The organism is Achromobacter sp. DMS1 (assembly GCF_001270295.1).
In genome coordinates this window covers 1-4,196 of record NZ_LHSJ01000324.1, presented here as the reverse complement: position 1 = coordinate 4,196, position 4,196 = coordinate 1, and the positions used below count along the sequence as shown (strand labels likewise).

The following is a 4,196-nucleotide window of genomic DNA, read 5'->3' as shown; positions in this document are numbered from 1 at the left end:
CGCTTCCGACGACGCGGTCGCCACGCTGATGGCCCTCAGGCTGCCCCGCGCTGGCGGGCGGCACGCATGCGCTGGCCGAGTTCAAGGGCCAGCCCATGGTGGTCAATTTCTGGGCAACGTGGTGCGCTCCCTGCGTGCGCGAAATGCCCGAACTCGATGCCCTGCAAAAAAAATACCCTCACGTGCGCTTTGTCGGCTTCGGCGTGGATCGCGAAGAGAACATGCGCAAATTCGTCGAGAAAGTGCAGGTTTCCTATCCGCTCTGGGTTGCCGGGGCCGGCGCCATCGATCTCTTGCGCAAGCTCGGAAATCCGGCTGGTGGCCTGCCTTTTACGGTGGTTTTCAATGCAGATGGCAGCATTAACCGCAAAATACTCGGGGAAATCAAAAGTAGACGATCTCGACCGCACGCTGTCGGGCATCAAGGCGTGAAGTGGTTGGACAAATAGGCGGAATTGGCGTAAAAAGCTGGTTTATCGTCCGTTTTGCCCACATTTCGTAATTTTCGTCGGTTGGCAATCCACCCTTTGGCACGCGCATGGCGCAGAACATACTGGTACTGCATGGCCCGAATCTGAACCTGCTCGGCACCCGGGAACCGCATATCTATGGCAGCCTCACGCTGGCCCAGATCGATGAGCGGCTCGAAACGCTGGCAGGGGAACTGGGCGCCAGGCTGACGGCGTGGCAGGGCAATCACGAGGGCGCGCTGGTGGATCGCATCCAGGCGGCCCGCCAGGACGGAACCGACTTCATCATCATCAATGCGGCGGCGTACACGCACACCAGCGTTGCGATCCGCGACGCCCTGGCCGCGGTCGCCATCCCATTTATTGAAGTACATTTGTCCAATCTGTATAAGCGGGAGCCCTTCAGGCATCACTCTTATCTGTCCGATCTCGCGGTGGGCCTGATCTCCGGCCTGGGCGCGGACGGCTACGAGGCGGCCCTGCGCTACGCAGTGCGGCACTGACTCGCACCACTCAATCAAAGCATCTACATCTTCATGCGGCACGGACCCGACGCAGGGCCGTTGCCAAAGACACTTTCGGGAAGCAGCTTCTATGGATCTTCGAAAACTCAAAACCCTGATCGACCTGGTGGCTGAATCGGGAATCGCCGAGCTGGAAATCACCGAAGGCGAAGGCAAGGTTCGCATCGTCAAATTCTCGCAAGCCTTGCAGCCCGTGGCCTATCACCAGCCCGAAGCCGGCGTGCCCGCTGCTCCCGTGGCCGCGCCCGCGGCGCCGGCCGCACCCGCGCCGGCCGCCGAGGCCGCGCCCGCCGTGCAGGGCCACGTCGTGAAGGCGCCCATGGTGGGCACCTTCTACCGCGCGCCCAATCCGGGCGCCGCGCCCTTCGTGGACGTGGGCCAGTCGGTCAAGGAAGGCGATCCGCTGTGCATCATCGAAGCCATGAAACTGCTCAACGAGATCGAAGCCGACAAGTCCGGCGTCATCAAGGAAATCCTGGTCGAGAACGGCGAACCCGTCGAATACGGTCAACCCCTGTTCGTCATTGGCTGATAGCTGAAAATGTTCGAGAAAATCCTGATCGCCAATCGGGGCGAAATCGCCTTGCGCATTCAGCGCGCCTGCCGCGAGCTGGGCATCAAGACCGTGGTGGTGCACTCCGAGGCAGACCGCGAAGCCAAGTACGTGCGCCTGGCCGATGAATCCGTTTGCATCGGGCCCGCGCCTTCGCGCGAAAGCTACCTGAACATGCCGGCCATCATCTCGGCGGCGGAGGTCACCGATTCCGAGGCCATCCACCCCGGTTACGGCTTCCTGTCCGAGAACGCCGATTTCGCCGACCGCGTCGAAAAGAGCGGATTCGTCTTCATCGGCCCGCGTTCCGACACCATCCGCCTCATGGGCGACAAGGTCAGCGCCAAGCGCGCCATGATCGAGGCCGGCGTGCCCGTGGTGCCGGGCTCGGAAGGCGCGTTGCCCGACGATCCCCAGGAAATCCTGCGCATTGCGCGCGAAGTCGGCTACCCGGTCATCATCAAGGCCGCCGGCGGCGGCGGCGGGCGCGGCATGCGCGTGGTCTATACCGAGGCCGCGCTGCTCAACGCCGTCACCATGACGCGCTCCGAGGCGGGCGCCGCGTTCAACAATCCGGAAGTCTATATGGAGAAGTTCCTCGAGAACCCTCGCCATATCGAAATCCAGGTGCTGGCCGACGGCGGGCGCAACGCGGTCTGGCTGGGCGAGCGCGACTGCTCCATGCAGCGCCGCCACCAGAAGGTCATCGAGGAAGCGCCGGCGCCCGGCATCCCGCGCCGCCTCATCGAGCGCATCGGCGACCGCTGCGCCGACGCCTGCCGCAAAATGGGCTATCGCGGCGCGGGCACGTTCGAATTCCTGTATGAAAACGGCGAGTTCTATTTCATCGAAATGAACACCCGCATCCAGGTCGAGCACCCCGTCACCGAGCTCATCACCGGCGTCGACCTGGTGCAGCAGCAGATCCTCATCGCCGCGGGCGAGAAGTTCACGCTGCGCCAGCGCGACATCGCTTTCAAGGGCCATGCGATCGAATGCCGCATCAACGCGGAAGACCCCTTCCGCTTCGTGCCCAGCCCCGGACGCATCACCAACTGGCACACGCCGGGCGGCCCGGGCGTGCGCATCGACTCGCATGCGTTCAACGGCTATTTCGTGCCGCCGAACTATGATTCCATGATCGCCAAGGTCATCACCTACGGCGACACGCGCGATCAGGCGCTGGCCCGCATGCGCATTGCGCTGTCGGAAATGGTGGTCGAAGGCATTTCCACCAACATCCCGCTGCACCGGGAAATGCTGCAGGATGCCCGCTTCATCGAAGGCGGCACCAGCATCCATTATCTGGAGCAGCGGCTGTCCCAGCGTCCCTGACGGGCGCTGGCGGGGCCCGGCCCCACTGCCGCCGCGCGGGGCGCGCGGCGCAACCCGATACACGGCCGAGCGGGCCGCGGCGCAAGCCGCGGCCCTTTGGCCGAATGGAAGAAGACTCATGCGTGAACTCGTGCTCCATTGCCAGGAGGCGCAGGCCGAAGCCCTCTCCGATGCCTTGCTGGAGGCGGGCGTGCTTTCCGTTTCCGTCGAGGACGCCGACTTCGGCACCGAAGACGAGCGTCCCCTCTTCGGCGAGCCGGGCACCGAGCCCGACGTGCAGGCCTGGGAGCGCAATCGCGTCGTGGCCCTGCTGCCCGACGGCGCCGATCCGGCGCAGATCGTCGAAGAAGCCGCGCAGGGCGCCGGGCTGGCCCCCGCGCTGTTCGCCGGCTGGACCCTGCGCGACGTGCCCGATGCCGACTGGGTGCGGCTGACCCAGTCGCAATTCGGCCCCATCCACATCGCCAAGCGGCTGTGGATCGTGCCGAGCTGGCACCGAGACGATCCCGGCGTGCCCGGCCTCGCCGCCGAAGACGGCGCCATCCACATCGAACTCGACCCCGGGCTGGCCTTCGGCACCGGCAGCCATCCCACCACGCATCTCTGCCTCGCCTGGCTGGAATCGGAACTGCCCGCGGGCGCGACCCTGCTCGATTATGGCTGCGGCTCCGGCATCCTGGCGATCGCCGCCCGCAAGCTGGGCGCCGGGCCCACGCTGGCCGTGGACATCGATCCGCAGGCCGTCCAGAGCACGCAATTCAACGCCGGGGTCAACGGCGTGGAGCTTCAGGCCATGCTGCCCGACGCGCTGCCGGCGGGCTCGTTCCAGGTGGTGGTGGCCAACATTCTCTCCAACCCCTTGAAGGTGCTGGCGCCCATGCTGGCCGGCCGCGTCGCCGGGGGCGGCGACCTGGTCCTGTCCGGTGTGCTGGAACGCCAGGCCGAGGAAGTCGCCGCCGCGTATGCGCCCTGGATACGCATGTCGGTCTGGCGCGCGCTCGATGGCTGGGTCTGCCTGCATGGCCGCAAAGCCTGATTGCCGTCTCCGGGGGAGGGCGTCATGGCGCTGATCACCCGCTGCCCGCAATGCGGCGCTGCCTTCCGCGTGGTGCCCGACCAGCTTCGGGTGCGCAACGGGCTGGTGCGCTGCGGAGCATGCTCCACCGTGTTCGACGGCCGGGCCTGCCTGGTGTCCGGGCCCGGCGCGCTCGCATCCGGCTCCGTCACGCCGCCACCGCCGCCCGCATCCGCCCCGGTGTTGTCCGCGCCGCCCCGGCCGCTCCGCCGCCCCTGGGATGAAGACGAGGCCGCGCC

General features: G+C 66.2%; 5 protein-coding genes and 1 pseudogene. All 6 read left to right on the top strand.

What is annotated here, in order from left to right; translation table 11 throughout:
- A pseudogene (locus tag AD428_RS25810) lies at positions 1 to 432 on the top strand (TlpA family protein disulfide reductase); the annotation flags it as partial.
- A gap of 106 nt (positions 433 to 538) precedes the next feature.
- Entirely contained in the window at positions 539 to 973 is a 435-nt protein-coding gene (gene aroQ, locus AD428_RS23495; RefSeq protein WP_053246759.1) for a type II 3-dehydroquinate dehydratase, read from the top strand.
- 91 nt (positions 974 to 1,064) lie between these two features.
- Positions 1,065 to 1,526, top strand: a complete 462-nt coding sequence (gene accB, locus AD428_RS23490) for an acetyl-CoA carboxylase biotin carboxyl carrier protein (protein ID WP_053246758.1) — start codon at positions 1,065 to 1,067, stop codon at positions 1,524 to 1,526.
- A gap of 9 nt (positions 1,527 to 1,535) precedes the next feature.
- A complete protein-coding gene (gene accC / locus AD428_RS23485) occupies positions 1,536 to 2,882 on the top strand; it encodes an acetyl-CoA carboxylase biotin carboxylase subunit (protein ID WP_053246757.1) in 1,347 nt (448 codons plus the stop codon).
- A gap of 118 nt (positions 2,883 to 3,000) precedes the next feature.
- On the top strand, positions 3,001 to 3,918 hold the full coding sequence (gene prmA, locus AD428_RS23480; RefSeq protein WP_053246756.1) for a 50S ribosomal protein L11 methyltransferase: 918 nt from the start codon (positions 3,001 to 3,003) through the stop codon (positions 3,916 to 3,918).
- Positions 3,919 to 3,942: 24 nt separating this feature from the next.
- Positions 3,943 to 4,196, top strand: a 254-nt coding sequence (locus tag AD428_RS28675) for an MJ0042-type zinc finger domain-containing protein (RefSeq protein ID WP_235491098.1), incomplete at its 3' end; no start/stop codon positions are given.